We start from the raw sequence: 14,632 nt of genomic DNA on the forward strand, positions 1-14,632 counted from the left end.
ATATCAATTTAAATCTTTCATGCAGTTTCATATATTATAAATTTTGTGAATATTTATTGAAGTTTACGTTAACGTCAATGTTAAAATAAAGGTAAATAATCCCTTTGCAAAGTGTGGTTTTTACATGTACACCATTTCTGAGTTAGCAAAAGAATTCGAATTGACGACAAGGACCCTCCGATATTATGAGGAACTGGGTATGCTTAGTCCAAAGCGTACCGAAACGGGAAAAAGAGTTTATGGAAAGAAAGAATACGCACAGCTTAAAATCATAATGCGCGGTAAGAAGTATGGTTTTTCGTTAGTGGAAATAAAGGATATAGTCCTGTTATTCGATAAGGATAGGACAGGCATTAAGCAATTGGAAAAAACGATTGAAATGGCAGGACAGAAATTAAACGAAATTAATGAACGCATTCAAGAGCTGGATGGATTGAAACAGGATTTTGAACAGGTAATCAAAGGCTTTACCGAAACCCTTCATGACTTGAAGGTGAACGATAAAACAGGCAAGCGGTGAAATTAATATTGAAAATAGGTATTGATGATAGTGAAAGATGAATATATATTCTAGAAACAAATGAGGTGAGGATTTGGATATTCAAGAAACCATTGCAGTTGTGACAGGCGGGGCTTCAGGTCTGGGAGCGGCGACAGTAAGAAACATCATTAAAAAAGGTGGAAAGGCAGTCATATTTGACCTCTCGGAAGAAAATGGCGCTAAGATGGCTCATGAATTGGGAGATTCAGTCCTGTTCATTAAAACGGATGTAACAAGTGAAGATAGCGTATTGGGAGCGTTGGAAGAAGGAATTGAAAAATTCGGGAGCATCAATACGGTCATCAACTGTGCTGGTATTGCAATTGCAGAGAAGGTCATAGGCAGAAAAGGTACACATGAATTGAAAGCGTTCTCAAATGTGGTGACAATCAATTTGGTCGGTACATTTAATGTCATCCGACTTGCGGCTGAAAAAATGGTCAAAAATGAGCCGAACCAAGAGGGGGAGCGTGGTGTCATTATCAATACGGCTTCGGTAGCTGCCTTTGAAGGACAAATCGGACAAGCCGCATATAGTGCTTCTAAGGGGGGCATTGTTGGGATGACCCTGCCGATTGCAAGGGAGCTTGCCACAAAAGGGATACGTGTCGTATCTATCGCACCGGGTCTATTCCATACTCCGATGTTCGATTCATTGCCTGATGAAGCGAGGATGTCATTAGGTAAAACCGTTCCATTCCCATCAAGGCTCGGATATCCCGAAGAGTACGCTAAGCTAACGGAGAGCATCATTACGAATCCAATGCTGAATGGGGAAACCATCAGGCTGGATGGGGCCATTCGAATGTCACCCAGGTAAGTGTGAATTCCTTTTGGAAAAGATGATCCAATCCATTATAGATCGATCTTGAAAAGAGCCTTAGACAAAGCCATGCAGAGGAGATAAAAACAGATGAAACATCCATATCTAAGTGAAGATCATGACATTTTCCGTAAGTCATTCCGAAAGTTTTTAGAGAAAGAAGCAGTTCCCCACTATGAAAGATGGGAAGAAGAGAGGATCATTCCCCGGTCATTTTGGGTGAAAATGGGGGAACAGGGTTTTCTTTGTCCGGATCTTGGAGAAGATTATGGGGGTTCCGGGGTAGATTGGGGCTTTGCAGTCATAATTAATGAGGAATTGGAAAGAGTAGGTTCTGGTTTCATTGGTTTCGGACTCCATAGTGACATCACTGTTCCGTATATTGCCGCATACGGAAGTGAGGCGCAGAAAGAGCGCTGGCTTCCTAAATGCACGACAGGGGAAATCATTACAGCAATCGCCATGACAGAGCCTGGAACAGGTTCGGATTTAGCCAATATAAAAACCACTGCTATTTTGGATGGAGAACATTACATATTAAATGGCCAAAAGACATTCATCACAAATGGCATTCATTCGGATTTGGTCATCGTTGCGTGTAAAACGGATCCAAATGCCGTTCCAAAGCATAAAGGCGTTAGCTTAGTCGTGGTAGAAAGGGATACTCCTGGATTTTCCAGGGGGCGAAAACTGAAGAAACTTGGTTTGCACAGTCAGGATACAGCAGAGCTGATCTTCGAGGATTGTCGTGTTCCAAAGGAAAACCTGCTTGGTGAAGAAGGAAAGGGTTTTGCTTATTTAATGGAGAAATTGCAGCAGGAACGCCTTGTAGTGGCAATTTGTGCTCAAACGGCATCAGAGGATATGCTGGCCGATACCATTGAGTACGTGAAAAGCAGGGAAGCGTTCGGAAAATCCGTGAGTCAGTTTCAAAATACTCAATTCAAAATCGCGGAAATGGCAACGGAAATCAAAATGGGGCGTGTTTTCCTAGATCAATTGATCGCCAATCATATGGCGGGAGAACAGGTGGTCACAGAGGTTTCGATGGCAAAATGGCGTTTGACGGAGACTGCGAGAAAAATATCGATTGAGTGCATGCAACTTCATGGCGGCTATGGATATATGGAAGAATACAAGATTGCCAGAAGGTATCGGGATGTCCCGGTAGCAAGCATCTATGCCGGGACAAATGAAATCATGAAGAAAATCATCGCTAAGAATCTGGGCCTTTAATATAAACAGGATGAGAAGGGGAGAGAGTATATGCGGGAAGTGGTAATCGTTGAAGGGATTCGAACCCCAGTAGGGAAAAGGAATGGTGCCTTGAAAGACGTTCGCCCAGATGATCTAGCAGGGGAAGTATTGAAAAAGCTGATTGAGAAGGCGGGCATCGATCCGGCTATTGTCGATGATGTCATACTAGGTTGTGTTTCACAGGTTGGTGAACAAGCAGGTGACATAGCAAGAATTGCTGCACTGATTGCAGGATTTCCGATCGAAGTGCCGGGAACGACGATTGATCGTCAATGCGGGTCAAGTCAGCAGGCTGTCCATTTCGCTTCCCAAGCCATTTTGTCAGGAGATATGGATGTTGTAGTGGCCGGAGGAGTGGAAAACATGTCCCGAGTCCCCATGGGGTCTAATAATCAAGGTGCTGTAACCAGCCAAAAGTATTTAGACAGGTATGAGGTGATTAACCAAGGTTTATCAGCTGAGAGAATCGCCGATAAGTGGGGAATAACACGTGAAGAATGTGATCTGTTTTCCGTTGAGAGTCATGCCAAAGCAATACGTGCTCAAAAAGAAGGGCATTTTGACCGTGAAATGATTTCAGTGACGGGTACTGATAAAGAAGGAAATCATATGGAAGTTACGGAAGATCAAGGTCCAAGGGCTGGAACTACCATGGAAATACTGGCTGGGTTGAAAACGGTTTTCCAAGAAGACGGTTTAATCCATGCCGGGAACTCAAGCCAGATAAGTGACGGTGCTGCCGCTTTATTATTGATGGAACGCAGTAAAGCGGAAGAACTTGGATTGAAACCACGTTTTAAAGTGCATACTCGGGTTGTAGTCGGATCAGATCCCACCCTGATGCTTACTGGGCCGATTCCCGCCACTCAAAAAGCTTTGGAAAAAGCCGGACTTTCCATCGATGATATCGATGTCTTCGAAGTGAATGAGGCTTTCGCTCCTGTACCTATTGCCTGGCTAAAAGAAACGGGGGCAGATCCCAAGAAGCTGAATCCAAATGGCGGGGCGATTGCCTTAGGTCATCCTCTTGGCGGCAGTGGGGCCCGATTGATGGTGTCAATGATCCATGAGTTGGAAAGGACAGGCGGCCGTTATGGGCTGCAAACAATGTGTGAGGGCCACGGAATGGCGAATGCCACCATCATTGAAAGATTGGACTGAAACGGGACTATACGGTTATGAACATTCGTAATTCGCACGAAAGTAAAAGCTGAAAAAGTGATGAAGCCGACCATCGGCAGGGCTGGCCTGAACTCTCCCCGTTGATGGTGGGTTTACTTGAGGAGGAAAATGATATGTCAGTGACGATTAAAAATATCTTTGATCAGACGGTTCAGAAATTCCCCATTAAAGAAGCTATCTACGACGTGAGAAGAAATATCCGCTATACGTACATTCAATGGAATGAGCAGGTGAATAGGTTGGCGGCGGCCCTTCAAGCGGAAGGAGTGCGACAAGGCGACAGGGTCTCTACATACCTTTACAACAATGAAGAGCTTGCCACCGCACTCTTTGCCTGTGCAAAAATCGGCGCAATCTTTAATCCAATCAACTTCCGCTTAATGCCAGAGGAGTTGGCTTACATCTTAAATGACGCTGCTCCAAAGGTCGTTTTATTCGAGCACGAATTGGAATCGAGCGTTGCCGCGGTTGAGAAGCGATTTCCGGAAACTGCTTTCTGGTATATTGATGATAATGTTCCGAGATATGCCAAAGGTTACCGTCAAAAAATGGCAAGTATCTCATCAAATCCGGATGAAGTGGACGTTCACGAGGATGATGTTTATGCCATCATGTATACGAGTGGGACAACCGGACGACCAAAAGGGGTCATTCACCTTCATAAAGATATGGTCAAACAAGCAGAGATTTTAATAGAGGCCATGAAGTACGAACGCTCTGACATCGGGTTGATTACTGCACCGATGTTTCATTGTGCTGAATTGCACTGTTCCTTTTTACCTCGCGTACAGGCTGGTGCCACAAATGTCATATTACATCAGTTTAATCCCAAAAAGGTTATGGAACTGATTGAATCCGAGGGGATCACTAAGTTATTTGCTGCACCAACGATGTGGAACAGGCTACTTCAGGAAAACTTGGATGAATATAAATTCCAGAGTTTGAAGCTGGGGCTTTATGGAGCAGCCCCTATGGCACCATCACTTGTACGTGCCTGTCAGGAGAAACTTGGCATCCAGTTCATCCAAGCTTATGGAATGACTGAAATGGGTCCCGCCATCACTCTCTTATTGGAGGATGATCAAATTAGGAAAGCGGGTTCGGCCGGCAAAGCATGTTCCGATCATGAAATCATCATTGCCCGTCCGAATGACGAAGGGCCATCAGATCCCGATGATATTCTGGAACCTGGGGAAACAGGGGAAATTCTTGTGAAAGGTCCATGTATCATGAAGGGTTACTTCCAAAAAGGTGGAGAGACCGAAAAAGCGCTTTACAAAGGCTGGTACCATTCCGGTGACATCGGTTTCCTGGATGAAGATGGATATCTGTGGGTCAAGGACCGAGTGGACGACATGATTATCTCAGGAGGGGAAAATATATATCCACGTGAAGTGGAAGACACACTTTATGAGCATCAAGGAGTTCTCGACTGTGCAGTACTGGGTCAGCCTGATGATCAATGGGGGGAAATGGTAACGGCTTTCATCGTTGCCAAAGACCTTACGTTACTGGAAAGCGATTTAGAAACCTGGTGTAAGAACAGTGATACACTGGCGAACTATAAACGTCCAAGAAGATATATCTTCTGTAATGAGCTGCCTCGAAATGCAAGTGGGAAGATACAAAAATTCTTGCTTCGTAAACAGTTGGAAGAAAGTGCGGATGACAAAAGTATGGGGAACCTCCTTTAATGCCGGGGTTAGCGGCCGGGAAAAATACTGACAAATTAGTTAGCAATCATATGGGGGAAAGGTTGGAAAAGTCGCTTGGCATGCGATGATAATTGGAAGGAAGAAGATTAACAATCTAGATGAATTATTATATAAATAATATTCCTGTGGAACAATTCAAGGAAACTGAATAGTTATCCACATAATCCACAGGGTTATCCAGAAATAACATTATTTTCATGTTAGTAAGGCAGTCATTGTACCTATTATTTGTCAGTATTTTCAGAATATATCCACAATATATACAGGATTGTGGATAAACTATGTGAATAAAGTAAATATAAGGGGCTGATTACAGCCCCTTGGTTTGGTTCGTCCTATTTATTAGCGGCGATTATGAGCACGGCGGTCAGCTGCATTTGCCCGGGCTTGTGCCTCGATATCTTCCTGGTCAGCCAGTTCGGAAGAATATTCAACGTCAAGTCCGTCACTTTTCAGGTTTTTAGGAACCTGCGGAAGTTTCTGTTTGTTCTTGTCTCGATTATGGTGTATGTTATTGCGTCCCATGCTAGCGCCCCCTAAAAATTAAAATAAATAAGCTAGAGATGATTATTCAACTTATCATCTCTAGCTTATTTTGTGTTGAATGGATGTTCAAAATGTACGGGAAAATACTCCAGACTTAACGACGGGATTTCCTCTCGTTAAAACCACCTGCTCGATCTGCATTTTTAAATTCCCGAGCATAAATAACCGCTTGCGTACTAGTTAAGTTACTTTTTACTTTTTCGTGTTTTTTGGACAATTAGATCATCTCCATTTCACTTAATATCCCTATTTTTTCCTAAAATGATCCTTTCATACGTGAGAATCCTCTTTTAAGATATTTTGTAAAGCGTTTTTGAGGGTTGGGAAAGAAAAGATGAATCCTTCCTCTTTAAGTTTAATGGGTAGGACATTTTGTCCTTCAAGCACAAGTACACTCATTTCCCCAAGCATGGTCTTGAGGAAGAAGGGAGGTACGGGTAACCAATGGGGCCGGTGCATGACAGTTCCTATTGTTTTCCCGAATGTATCCATCTGAACGGGATTAGGTGCCGTAAAGTTGACTGGACCTTCAATCCGCTGATCGTTCATGCAAAAGATGATTGCACGGACCACGTCATGAATATGGATCCAGGAAAGCCACTGATTCCCTTTGCCCATCTTTCCTCCGCCGAAAAGTTTATAAGGCATGACCATCATTGGCAGTGCTCCTTCCTTTTCCCCCAGAATCACGCCGAATCTTGTTAAGACGAATCTTTCACTGTAAGTGCGGGATTTAGCCGCTTCTTTTTCCCATAGCTTAACAGTACGGGCCAAAAAATCATCACCGATGGATTCGGAGGTTTCGGTAAAGGTTTCATGTTCCGAAATACCATAATATCCGATTGCACTTGCATTGATTATGACAGATACTTTTTCGGGCAGTTTGGAAATGATACGGTTCATCTCTTTGGAAGCTTCGACCCTGCTTTCGACAATCCGGCGTTTTCGTTCAGGAGTCCAACGCCCGCTGTTTAAAGATTCACCAGCAAGGTTAATGAAAACATCGAGCCCTTCCAAATGCATTTCCGGCTTTGCGTCTTTGGTCAGCCAGCCGATATATGTCGGATTTTCCTGTTTTTTGAATTTTTCGGGATGACGGGTCAAGATATATATATCATGATTCTCTTTTAATAATTCATCGATAAGGGCTGTGCCGACAAAACCTCTTCCACCAGCAATGGCTATTTTCATGAAAACCACTTCCTTTCCCTTTCTTTCCTTCACTTTAACATGACCATGTCCTTTTTTCATTTTTAGACATGCTATATATAGAAATGGTACACGTAAAGGGGTAAAGTAGGGGTGGGGGTGGATATTATGCCAATCATAACAAAAATAACAACCCAAAAAAAACGTAAAGATCGTTATAACATTTTCGTTGATGAAAAATATGCTTTCAGTGTGGACGAAGAAGTGCTATTGAAGTTTCAATTGAAAAAGGGTACGTCACTTGATGACCTGCTGCTAGCTGAAATACAATTCCATGATGAAATCCAAAAAGCATTTACCGATGCACTTAATTATTTATCATACCGGATGCGTTCTGAATCGGAAATTCGCCTTTATTTAAAAAAGAAGGAAACGGAAGAGCCGATTATAAAGGAAGCGATACATAAGCTATACAGCTTTAACTATTTAGACGACCTAGAATTTGCCAAGGCTTACGTACGGACCCATGTTAACGGAGGCAATAAAGGTCCCACTACCCTTAAGCTCGAGCTTAAGGAAAAAAGGGGTACAAGAAAAGTTGGTTGTCGAGGCATTGAAGGAATACCCCTATGATATTCAAATTGAACATGCAAGGAAACTTGCTGGAAAATCGGTCAAAAAGGAAAAAAACATTTCAGAGCGGGCATTGAGGCTGAAAGTTGAACAAACCTTGTTACGGAAAGGTTTCCCGAGAGATGTCATCCTTGAAGCGCTTGAAGATGTGACGGTTGAAAAGGATGAAGATGAACAATGGGATTCTCTTTGCCACCATGCTGAAAAAATGGAACGCCGATATAAAAACCATGAAGGCTTCGAATATGAACAAAAAATGAAGCAGGCATTATACCGAAAAGGTTTTCCAATAGAATTGATTGAGCGTTATCTTTCCAATCCTGATATGGATTAAGTGCATCGATAGCCAAATCATAAAATTTTGTTTAATATAGAAGTAAATTAATTTCATTTAAGGAGCCATATATATGAGCGACGTAAGGTACAGCAAGTTGTCGGCCTATGAACTACAACAGGAAATTGCAGCGTTGACTGAAAAAGCGAGAAAAGCAGAGCAATTGGGAATGGTTAATGAATTTTCAGTATTGGAACGTAAAGTGACGATGGCCAAGGCTTATTTGTTAAATCCGGATGATTTCAAAAAAGGTGAAATATACCAAATTGACGGCGATCCCGGTGTCTATTTCAAAATTGATTATATGAACGGCGTATTCGCCTGGGGTTATCGTTTAGGTGGAAGCGGAAAGGAAGAGGCACTGCCAATTTCAATGTTGAAATAAAAAGGAACCGGGGAAGACCGATTCCTTTTGAGGTACCTTTTAATTCGATCGCTCGTTTGATGCTTTCATTCGTTCTTGAGGGTGTGTATTAATACTGCCATCTGCACGCTTTGATGCATATCTTGCTTTTGCACGAGGCTCGCCTTGGAATTTATTATTGTTTTGGTTGGGGAATCCTTTTTGTTTATTTCGCAAGTTTTTCTCCTCCAAGCATCAGATTAAAGAAAAGAAGCGTTTCCGCTTACCACTAGTATGGGTAAGGGACAGTATAGTTCATTCTGTAAAAATATTGGCAATGAGGTGGTTCAAATGAATGATTACCATGAAAGATTAACCAAGATACTGCTTGAGAAAAATGACCACATCACGTATGAGCAAGCTTTGACTTGGGTGGAATTATTATGGGAAGATTTCGAAGCGACCTATGCAAAGGCTGGACATGAATATGCCGGGGAAGAAATGACATCGCGCGTTGTAAGGACCTGGATTGATAACTACGGTGAGCAGTTCCACGAATTCATTGCAAAAAATCCTAAATATAAACAGTTATTAAATCAGCAGAATCGATTTCATTAAAAAGCTGATTCCAGAGGGGTTCCCTGGGATCAGCCCTTTTTCAATATGCAGCGACTACAAAATAATATTCAATTTCTTCTGCAGCTTCGCTTCGCTAAAGATCCAGCCGGTATAAGAATTCAATATATTCAATTCGCTGTCTAAATGGACTACTGCCACAAATGGGTAATACCCATTGCTGCGATATCTTAAATCGATGAAACGGACTTCATAATAATCTTTTATCTGTTCGATTTCAAATCGGTAAACCGGAGAAAAGGACAGAAAGGCTGCCAAGTTGATGTCCTTTTTTGCGGCTTCGAGAATTTCACTTTCTGGCAATGGCACTCGATCAAATGTATCAAGAATCGTCACATACCCATTATCGGCTCGTGCCACATAATAATTCTTTTCGGTAATTACCGCGATTTTCCAGCGGTGAAAACGCATGGTCGGTGATAAAATAATTTTTCTTGCTCCGGGAATTTGCTGCTTAACAGCTCTTTTTATAAACGCCTGTTCCCTGAATCTGGAGATATAATAGACAACGAGTATTCCGTAAATCGAGAGAAATAAATAGCCTGGAGGAAATCCAAAGCCCCATAATATCAGACCTGCAACATGTATTCCAAAAATGAACGGGTCGAATGTATTGATGACCCCTAAAGCTACCCATTTTGACGAAATCGGCCTAAGAGCCTGGGTCCCATAAGCATTGAATATATCCACGAATACATGAAGGAATACGGCTAAAAACGTCCAAAGCCAAAGATGAAGGTAATTTGCTTCAGGTATGATGGCGAAAAGTGCTCCGCTGATAATCAAGGGCCAAAGTAAAACAGCGGGAATGGAATGCGTGATTCCACGGTGGTTTCGTATATATACAGCGTTATTCCTTAATTTTAAAACGGTGTCAATGTCTGGAGCTTGTGATCCCAATATCGTACCTGCTATTACTGCACTTGCAGTGACTGGGCTCTGCGCAATGACAGGATCTAACGTGGCAAGACCTCCAAGAGCAATTCCCATGACAAAGTGAGTACCTGTATCCAAAAAACTAACCTCCCTGCCACAATTTGAAAAAAATGGTCTTCTCTCATCATACCGTATTTATATATTAACCATCAAATGAATATAATTCAGACTTATTTCCGTGACCAATTACAAATAACTGGATATGAACATGATATTAAAAAAGAATGACCTACTATAGGTATTCCCATTTTTGATAAGAGTGTAACATCTTTGGAGGAACTGATGTGAAAGAAATAACGATCCCGACAATAGAAAAAATAAAAATCGATGATTTTCAAAAAGACTTGGTTTCCTGGTTTCTCAAAGAACAAAGAGAATTGCCATGGAGGGAAAATAAGGACCCGTACCGTGTTTGGGTTTCAGAAATAATGTTGCAGCAAACGAGGGTGGACACGGTGATTCCCTATTTTAACCGGTTTGTGGAATGGTTCCCCACACTCGAGGATTTTGCCAATGCCGATGAAGAGAAAATCCTAAAAGCTTGGGAAGGGCTAGGGTATTACTCACGTGTAAGGAATCTGCATAGTGCCGTTCAGGAAGTGAAGGCTTCCTACAATGGGATTGTACCGGATGATCCCGAGGAAATTTCCAAATTGAAAGGCGTGGGTCCTTATACAGCTGGTGCGATTCTAAGTATCGCCTATGGCAAGCCGGAGCCAGCTGTCGATGGAAACGTCATGCGTGTATTATCAAGGATATTGATGATATATGAAGATATTGCCAAGCCAAAGACTAGAAAAACATTCGAAGCTGCCGTCAGAAAGCTGATCGATCATGAACATACCTCTGCATTTAATCAAGCCTTGATGGAACTGGGGGCATTAATCTGCACACCAGGTAAGCCTGCCTGCTTATTATGTCCCGTTCAAAGTCATTGTATTGCATTTGAAGCAGGGGTTCAATCGGAACTGCCTGTAAAAGTCCAAAAGAAAAAAACGCGGGATGTACCAATTGTGGCTGCTGTTTTAACGAATGAAAAAGGTGAATTTTTAATTCACAAGCGAGCATCTGAAGGGTTGCTGGCAAATCTTTGGGAATATCCGAACTTCGAGAACCATTCATCCCTTCAGCATAAGAGGGAGTTCTTCGAGAATCGGTTTGAGGAAATGTATGGTGTCAAACCGGAAATCACGGAATCACTTGTGAGAATTGAACATGTTTTCTCACATCTTGTTTGGAAAGTGGACACGTATACGGGAATAGTCAAAGAAGCCATCAGTGAAGAGACATTAAGAGAAAACCAACTCAAGTGGGTGAATGAAGAAGAGATGGAGGAGTTCGCATTTCCGGTTTCCCACCAAAAAATGATGAAGGCCTATAAAGAAAAAAAGCGGATTGAATAAAGGCAGTATTGTAATTAAGGGTCACCTTGGGGATGGTTTCTATCTACATTTTAAAACAGAGTTGATTGGAACGGAAGGTGAGAGAGACTCGCGGGAAAAGCGTGTCAAAGGGAGACTCCGCAGGAGCAAAGACGCCGGAGGAAGCTCCCGGACCGCCCGCCGAAAGCGAGTGCCCTACATTTTCCAATCAGCGTTCAAATTATACAACTCCAAAAAAACAGAAGGCAAACTCGATTTTCATCGAGTTTGCCTTCTGTCTAAAAAGGATATCCGCTAATTCCTCTTCTTTTTGTTGATTTTCAATGTCATATCCGTATAAAATCAATCGTAAATGGTTTTCGTTCCATGGGTATAATTGGCTTCCTGCCTATTAAGTCCGCCTCTATTTTCAATTTCTTTGACGATTTCGCTATGGATACTCTGTCCTTCTTGGTTTAAATAAGGTACCATTTGTTGAAGGGAGTGATGAAAATAGGCAAGTTCGCTATTTTCCCAATCCGATTTTTTCATCATCGACAACTCTGTCATATCACGTCCAACATACATAACAGTAACACTCCTTTTAAAAATGATTTTTATTACTCGGTGTTTACTCAGAAAGGATGAATAAACGTATGGAACAAAAAGTGGCACTCGTTACAGGTAGCAGTAAAGGTTTAGGTAGAAGCACGGCAATAAGGCTTGCAGAGGAAGGATACGACCTCGTTATTAATTATGCCCGGAGCAAGTCGAAAGCATTAGAAGTGGCAGCTGAAATTGAAGCTTTGGGGCGTAAAGCCCTTGTAGTTAAGGCAAATGTCGGTGACGTTGCGAAAGTGAAAAGCATGTTCGAGGAAATCGATGCTTATTATGGGCGTTTGGATATCTTCATTAATAATGCTGCTTCAGGAGTGCAGCGTCCCTTGATGGAGCTTGAAGAATCGCATTGGAACTGGACCATGGACATCAATACAAAAGCCCTCCTTTTCTGCGCACAGGAAGCGGCGAAATTGATGGAGAGGAACGGCGGAGGGAAAATCGTCAGCATCAGTTCACTAGGGTCCATTCGCTATTTGAAAAATTATACAGCTGTCGGTGTTTCCAAAGCTGCGCTTGAAGCCCTGACAAGATATTTAGCGGTCGAACTGGCTGCGAAAAACATTTGTGTCAATGCCGTTTCCGGCGGTGTTATCGATACGGATGCCCTGAAGTCTTTCCCGAATCGGGATGAAATGCTTGCTGAGGCGGCAGAACAAACTCCTGCTGGACGGATGGTCGAGGTGGAAGATATGGTGAATACCATCCTGTTTTTAATTTCCGATGGAGCCAGTATGATTCGTGGACAAACCATTATAGTTGATGGTGGCATTTCATTGCTTGTTTAATGTAACTGGAAAAATTTAAATGTTATTAGTTGGATAACACTCCTTGATATTGGTTATCTTATTATCGTGGAGGTGATATCAATGGCTAATAACAATAATAAATCACAAGCAGGTACTAACGCTCAACAAGTAAGACAACAAAACGCGCAATCTCAGCAAGGTCAAGGTCAATTCGGTACTGAGTTTGCTTCTGAAACAAACGTTCAAGAAGTGAGACAACAAAACGCACAATCTCAGCAAAAAAAGGGTCAAGGTCAAGCTCAAGGCCAATTCGGTACTGAGTTCGCTTCTGAAACAAACGTCCAAGAAGTGAAACAGCAAAACCAAAAATCCCAAAGCAATAAAAACCAAGGCTAATTGCCGTTTTAAAAACGAAAGGCATCCTTCTTTTGAAGGATGCTTTTTTTTTGCCTTTCATTTGATTCGACAAATGTTTTGATGTGTTTACATTTTATGTCAAAGGAAAAGCTGGATAAAAACTAGAATATACATACTATAGAAAAAATACACATTAGGAAGGTGCATTCATGGAGGAATTTAACCGGCTAATAAACAACCAGTTGAAAACGATGGATAAGCTTTTACTTTTACAATCCGAAATCGAAAGATGCCAAGATATAGAGAAGCAACTCCTTGCCCTGCAAGAGGAGAATGAAGCGGTCACCATTCATGAAGAGATCCAACTTAAAAAGCAGGAATTGAAAAGTATCCATGATATGTTCGAGAAGCAAACGGAAGAAGTCATCCGTTATTATCAGCAAGGACAAGCTGCAATACAATGAATAACCGGCTAATTTCTAAGTTAAAATGGGGTGGATGGTCAGACTTTTTCGACTTATTTACACATTTTCACTGGGAGATTAGCCACTTTTGTTTTAAATTTATGAATAAATCGCTATAATATAGGAATATAGGGTAAATGGAAAAAAGTATATATTTTTAATACACACAACAACTGCAAACGGAATAGGGCACAGTACGCTGTCAGGGTGTCTATAGAAAGTAGGGAGAGATAAATGGGGATTGTTCCTGCCGAAGGAGGAAAAATCCAAATTCATAGCTATAAACATAATGGACATATCCATCGTATCTGGGAAGAGACAACCGTTTTAAAAGGGACCCAAAATCTGGTGATAGCAGCCAATGACCGTACTATGGTAACGGAATCAGATGGAAGGACCTGGATTACGAGAGAGCCGGCGATTTGCTATTTTCATTCAAAGTATTGGTTTAATGTTATTGGTATGTTGAGAGAGGACGGAGTTTATTATTATTGCAATATCAGTTCTCCGTTCACATACGATTCGGGAGCATTGAAATACATTGATTATGACCTGGACATTAAGGTATTCCCAGATATGACGTTTAATTTGCTGGATGAGGATGAATATGAAAGGCATCGGAAAGAAATGAATTACCCGGATGCCATCGATTCAATATTGAAACAGAACGTAGACTATTTAATTTATATGATACGCCAGCGAAAAGGACCATTCTCCGCAGAGTTTATTGATAGTTGGTATGAACGCTTTTTAACCTATCGATGATAGAAAAGGCCTGCTGCTTAATTAGCAGGCTTTTTCATTGTGTAACGTACCTACCCACTGATCTTTCAAGCAGGAACGATTTTTGAATAACAGCAAATCTTTAACCCCTTGCCTCCTATAAATGTGTATGAAAGATATTGAATGAAATCCTTTTGATAGTTAATCTTCGAAAAGGAAAATATAATTGAAAAGTGCATATATGATTCCAAATTGAACGTTAGGG

At 41.7% G+C, this 14,632-nt stretch carries 21 protein-coding genes; 14 read left to right on the forward strand and 7 right to left on the reverse strand.

Annotated elements, in window-relative coordinates; genetic code table 11:
• Positions 1-124: 124 nt before the first annotated feature.
• From ABIE66_RS03655 to ABIE66_RS03675, 5 genes are all read left to right on the forward strand, one after another.
• Positions 125-520, forward strand: a complete 396-nt coding sequence (locus ABIE66_RS03655) for a MerR family transcriptional regulator (protein ID WP_370013889.1) — start codon at positions 125-127, stop codon at positions 518-520.
• A 73-nt stretch (positions 521-593) separates the two neighbouring features.
• Positions 594-1,361, forward strand: a complete 768-nt coding sequence (locus tag ABIE66_RS03660; RefSeq protein WP_289323747.1) for a 3-hydroxyacyl-CoA dehydrogenase — start codon at positions 594-596, stop codon at positions 1,359-1,361.
• A gap of 93 nt (positions 1,362-1,454) precedes the next feature.
• Complete coding sequence (locus ABIE66_RS03665) at positions 1,455-2,600, forward strand: acyl-CoA dehydrogenase family protein (protein ID WP_370013890.1); 1,146 nt, start codon at positions 1,455-1,457, stop codon at positions 2,598-2,600.
• A gap of 30 nt (positions 2,601-2,630) precedes the next feature.
• A complete protein-coding gene (locus ABIE66_RS03670; protein ID WP_289323749.1) occupies positions 2,631-3,782 on the forward strand; it encodes a thiolase family protein in 1,152 nt (383 codons plus the stop codon).
• 134 nt (positions 3,783-3,916) lie between these two features.
• Positions 3,917-5,497 carry a fatty acid--CoA ligase gene (locus tag ABIE66_RS03675; protein ID WP_370013891.1) on the forward strand — a complete coding sequence of 527 codons (1,581 nt, stop codon included), beginning with the start codon at positions 3,917-3,919 and terminating at the stop codon, positions 5,495-5,497.
• A gap of 363 nt (positions 5,498-5,860) precedes the next feature.
• Here the strand turns inward: ABIE66_RS03675 and ABIE66_RS03680 are convergent, their stop codons facing one another.
• From ABIE66_RS03680 to ABIE66_RS03690, 3 genes are all read right to left on the reverse strand, one after another.
• Positions 5,861-6,043: a YfhD family protein gene (locus ABIE66_RS03680; protein WP_034306455.1), complete on the reverse strand. Its 183-nt coding sequence runs from the start codon at positions 6,041-6,043 to the stop codon at positions 5,861-5,863.
• Positions 6,044-6,158: 115 nt separating this feature from the next.
• Positions 6,159-6,281: a YfhE family protein gene (locus ABIE66_RS03685; RefSeq protein WP_289323751.1), complete on the reverse strand. Its 123-nt coding sequence runs from the start codon at positions 6,279-6,281 to the stop codon at positions 6,159-6,161.
• Positions 6,282-6,334: 53 nt separating this feature from the next.
• A complete protein-coding gene (locus ABIE66_RS03690; protein ID WP_370016971.1) occupies positions 6,335-7,255 on the reverse strand; it encodes a TIGR01777 family oxidoreductase in 921 nt (306 codons plus the stop codon).
• Between the two features lie 126 nt (positions 7,256-7,381).
• Between ABIE66_RS03690 and ABIE66_RS03695 the strand changes: the two genes are divergently transcribed.
• The 3 genes from ABIE66_RS03695 to ABIE66_RS03705 all read left to right on the forward strand — a co-directional run bounded on the left by ABIE66_RS03695 (position 7,382) and on the right by ABIE66_RS03705 (position 8,565).
• The gene (locus ABIE66_RS03695; RefSeq protein WP_370013892.1) at positions 7,382-7,846 is read left to right on the forward strand and encodes a RecX family transcriptional regulator; all 465 of its coding nucleotides are present in this window, start codon (positions 7,382-7,384) and stop codon (positions 7,844-7,846) included.
• Positions 7,827-8,180, forward strand: coding sequence for a regulatory protein RecX (locus tag ABIE66_RS03700; protein WP_370013893.1), 354 nt, complete (start codon positions 7,827-7,829; stop codon positions 8,178-8,180). The genes ABIE66_RS03695 and ABIE66_RS03700 overlap by 20 nt, the downstream gene beginning before the upstream one ends.
• Positions 8,181-8,253: 73 nt before the next feature.
• Complete coding sequence (locus tag ABIE66_RS03705; protein WP_063234815.1) at positions 8,254-8,565, forward strand: YfhH family protein; 312 nt, start codon at positions 8,254-8,256, stop codon at positions 8,563-8,565.
• Between the two features lie 39 nt (positions 8,566-8,604).
• Here ABIE66_RS03705 and ABIE66_RS03710 read toward each other — a convergent pair whose 3' ends face one another.
• Positions 8,605-8,760, reverse strand: coding sequence for a small, acid-soluble spore protein K (locus ABIE66_RS03710; RefSeq protein WP_034305387.1), 156 nt, complete (start codon positions 8,758-8,760; stop codon positions 8,605-8,607).
• Between the two features lie 114 nt (positions 8,761-8,874).
• On the opposite strand from ABIE66_RS03710, the gene ABIE66_RS03715 reads away from it, so the two are divergent.
• Positions 8,875-9,141, forward strand: coding sequence for a YfhJ family protein (locus ABIE66_RS03715; RefSeq protein WP_289317925.1), 267 nt, complete (start codon positions 8,875-8,877; stop codon positions 9,139-9,141).
• A 54-nt stretch (positions 9,142-9,195) separates the two neighbouring features.
• Here the strand turns inward: ABIE66_RS03715 and ABIE66_RS03720 are convergent, their stop codons facing one another.
• Positions 9,196-10,173, reverse strand: coding sequence for a metal-dependent hydrolase (locus ABIE66_RS03720; RefSeq protein ID WP_370013894.1), 978 nt, complete (start codon positions 10,171-10,173; stop codon positions 9,196-9,198).
• Positions 10,174-10,379: 206 nt separating this feature from the next.
• On the opposite strand from ABIE66_RS03720, the gene mutY reads away from it, so the two are divergent.
• The gene (gene mutY / locus ABIE66_RS03725; protein WP_370013895.1) at positions 10,380-11,498 is read left to right on the forward strand and encodes an A/G-specific adenine glycosylase; all 1,119 of its coding nucleotides are present in this window, start codon (positions 10,380-10,382) and stop codon (positions 11,496-11,498) included.
• A 199-nt stretch (positions 11,499-11,697) separates the two neighbouring features.
• Here mutY and ABIE66_RS03730 read toward each other — a convergent pair whose 3' ends face one another.
• Positions 11,698-11,823: a hypothetical protein gene (locus tag ABIE66_RS03730; protein ID WP_370013896.1), complete on the reverse strand. Its 126-nt coding sequence runs from the start codon at positions 11,821-11,823 to the stop codon at positions 11,698-11,700.
• The gene (locus ABIE66_RS03735) at positions 11,820-12,044 is read right to left on the reverse strand and encodes a hypothetical protein (protein WP_289323755.1); all 225 of its coding nucleotides are present in this window, start codon (positions 12,042-12,044) and stop codon (positions 11,820-11,822) included. The genes ABIE66_RS03730 and ABIE66_RS03735 overlap by 4 nt, the downstream gene beginning before the upstream one ends.
• 68 nt (positions 12,045-12,112) lie before the next feature.
• Here ABIE66_RS03735 and fabL point away from each other — a divergent pair, with 68 nt between their 5' ends.
• The 4 genes from fabL to ntdP all read left to right on the forward strand — a co-directional run bounded on the left by fabL (position 12,113) and on the right by ntdP (position 14,409).
• Positions 12,113-12,862, forward strand: coding sequence for an enoyl-[acyl-carrier-protein] reductase FabL (fabL, locus tag ABIE66_RS03740; RefSeq protein WP_214747519.1), 750 nt, complete (start codon positions 12,113-12,115; stop codon positions 12,860-12,862).
• Between the two features lie 81 nt (positions 12,863-12,943).
• Positions 12,944-13,219, forward strand: a complete 276-nt coding sequence (locus tag ABIE66_RS03745) for a gamma-type small acid-soluble spore protein (RefSeq protein WP_289317921.1) — start codon at positions 12,944-12,946, stop codon at positions 13,217-13,219.
• 170 nt (positions 13,220-13,389) lie between these two features.
• Positions 13,390-13,644, forward strand: coding sequence for a YgaB family protein (locus ABIE66_RS03750; RefSeq protein ID WP_289323756.1), 255 nt, complete (start codon positions 13,390-13,392; stop codon positions 13,642-13,644).
• A gap of 234 nt (positions 13,645-13,878) precedes the next feature.
• Positions 13,879-14,409 carry a nucleoside tri-diphosphate phosphatase gene (gene ntdP, locus ABIE66_RS03755; protein WP_048685440.1) on the forward strand — a complete coding sequence of 177 codons (531 nt, stop codon included), beginning with the start codon at positions 13,879-13,881 and terminating at the stop codon, positions 14,407-14,409.
• Positions 14,410-14,632: the final 223 nt, after the last annotated feature.

Source organism: Peribacillus sp. B2I2 (assembly GCF_041261685.1).
Lineage (GTDB): Bacteria > Bacillota > Bacilli > Bacillales > DSM-1321 > Peribacillus.

What these genes read in the sequence shown, in the direction of transcription:
- ABIE66_RS03655 (WP_370013889.1), top strand. Translation starts at nt 125, where the DNA reads ATGTACACCATTTCTGAGTTAGCAAAAGAATTCGAATTGACGACAAGG.
- ABIE66_RS03665 (WP_370013890.1), top strand. Translation starts at nt 1,455, where the DNA reads ATGAAACATCCATATCTAAGTGAAGATCATGACATTTTCCGTAAGTCA.
- ABIE66_RS03670 (WP_289323749.1), top strand. Translation starts at nt 2,631, where the DNA reads ATGCGGGAAGTGGTAATCGTTGAAGGGATTCGAACCCCAGTAGGGAAA.
- ABIE66_RS03675 (WP_370013891.1), top strand. Translation starts at nt 3,917, where the DNA reads ATGTCAGTGACGATTAAAAATATCTTTGATCAGACGGTTCAGAAATTC.
- ABIE66_RS03680 (WP_034306455.1), bottom strand. Translation starts at nt 6,043, where the DNA reads ATGGGACGCAATAACATACACCATAATCGAGACAAGAACAAACAGAAA.
- ABIE66_RS03690 (WP_370016971.1), bottom strand. Translation starts at nt 7,255, where the DNA reads ATGAAAATAGCCATTGCTGGTGGAAGAGGTTTTGTCGGCACAGCCCTT.
- ABIE66_RS03695 (WP_370013892.1), top strand. Translation starts at nt 7,382, where the DNA reads ATGCCAATCATAACAAAAATAACAACCCAAAAAAAACGTAAAGATCGT.
- ABIE66_RS03705 (WP_063234815.1), top strand. Translation starts at nt 8,254, where the DNA reads ATGAGCGACGTAAGGTACAGCAAGTTGTCGGCCTATGAACTACAACAG.
- ABIE66_RS03715 (WP_289317925.1), top strand. Translation starts at nt 8,875, where the DNA reads ATGAATGATTACCATGAAAGATTAACCAAGATACTGCTTGAGAAAAAT.
- ABIE66_RS03735 (WP_289323755.1), bottom strand. Translation starts at nt 12,044, where the DNA reads ATGTATGTTGGACGTGATATGACAGAGTTGTCGATGATGAAAAAATCG.
- fabL (WP_214747519.1), top strand. Translation starts at nt 12,113, where the DNA reads ATGGAACAAAAAGTGGCACTCGTTACAGGTAGCAGTAAAGGTTTAGGT.
- ABIE66_RS03745 (WP_289317921.1), top strand. Translation starts at nt 12,944, where the DNA reads ATGGCTAATAACAATAATAAATCACAAGCAGGTACTAACGCTCAACAA.
- ABIE66_RS03750 (WP_289323756.1), top strand. Translation starts at nt 13,390, where the DNA reads ATGGAGGAATTTAACCGGCTAATAAACAACCAGTTGAAAACGATGGAT.
- ntdP (WP_048685440.1), top strand. Translation starts at nt 13,879, where the DNA reads ATGGGGATTGTTCCTGCCGAAGGAGGAAAAATCCAAATTCATAGCTAT.